At 67.5% G+C, this 1,217-nt stretch carries 1 protein-coding gene; it reads right to left on the reverse strand.

Annotated elements, in window-relative coordinates; all coding sequences use genetic code 11:
- Positions 1 to 1,217 (reverse strand): succinate-semialdehyde dehydrogenase (locus tag CFE42_RS00005; protein WP_296155086.1); only part of this gene is annotated, 1,217 nt, incomplete at both ends.

Consider the following 1,217-nt stretch of genomic DNA (forward strand, 5'->3'; position numbering starts at 1 on the left):
TCGGTGTCGTTGGCCAGCTCGATGACCTCGGCCTCGTCCTTGAAGCGGAACAGCGGCGCCAGCGGGCCGAAGGTCTCTTCCTTGGACACCTTGGCGCTCTTGGGCACGTCGGCGAGGATGGTCGGCTCGAAGTAGCTGCCACCGTTGGCGTGGGCCTTGCCCCCGGCGATGACCTTGGCGCCCTGGCTCACGGCGTCGTCGATGTGCTCCTTGACCTTGGCCGCGGCCTTGGCATCGATCAGCGGGCCGATGGTCACGCCTTCCTCCAGGCCGTTGCCGACCTTGAGCTTGGCCACGGCGGCCTTGAACTTCTCGGCGAAGGCGTCGTACACGCCGTCCTGGATATAGAGACGGTTGACGCAGACGCAGGTCTGGCCGGCGTTGCGGTACTTGGAGGCGATGGCGCCTTCCACGGCCTTGTCCAGGTCGGCGTCGTCGAAGACGATGAAGGGCGCGTTGCCGCCCAGCTCCAGCGACAGCTTCTTGATGGTGGGCGCGCTCTGCTCCATCAGCTTGGCACCGATCTCGGTAGAGCCGGTAAAGGAGATCTTGCGCACGATGGGGCTTTCGGTCAGCTCGGCGCCGATCTCGGCGGCGGAGCCGGTGACCACGCTCAGCACGCCCTTGGGAATGCCGGCGCGCTCGGCCAGCTCGACCAGGGCCAGCGCCGAATAGGGAGTCTGGCTGGCGGGCTTGATCACCATGGTGCAGCCGGCGGCCAGGGCCGGACCGGCCTTGCGGGTGATCATCGCGGTGGGGAAGTTCCACGGCGTGATGGCGGCGGTGACGCCGATGGGCTGCTTGATCACCAGGATGCGCTTGTCGGCCTGGTGGCCGGGGATGGTGTCGCCATAGATGCGCTTGGCTTCCTCGGCGAACCACTCGATGAAGGAAGCGGCATAGGCGATCTCGCCCTTGGCTTCGGCCAGCGGCTTGCCCTGCTCCAGGGTCATCAGCCGGCCCAGGTCGTCCTGGTTCTCGATCATCAGCTCGTACCAGCGCCGCAGCTTGGCCGAACGCTCCTTGGCGGTCAGGGCCCGCCAGGCCGGCAGGGCGCGGTTGGCGGCGTCGATGGCACGCTTGGTCTCGGCGCGGCCGAGCTTGGGAATGGTGCCCAGGGTCTCGCCGGTGGCCGGGTTGTCCACGCTGACGGTGGCGCCGCTGTCGGCGTCGATCCAGGCACCGTCGACATAGGCTTGCTGGCGAAACAGGGAAGC

The sequence above is a fragment of the Ralstonia sp. PBBBR1 genome (genome assembly GCF_002256165.1).
Taxonomy (GTDB): domain Bacteria; phylum Pseudomonadota; class Gammaproteobacteria; order Burkholderiales; family Burkholderiaceae; genus Ralstonia; species Ralstonia thomasii.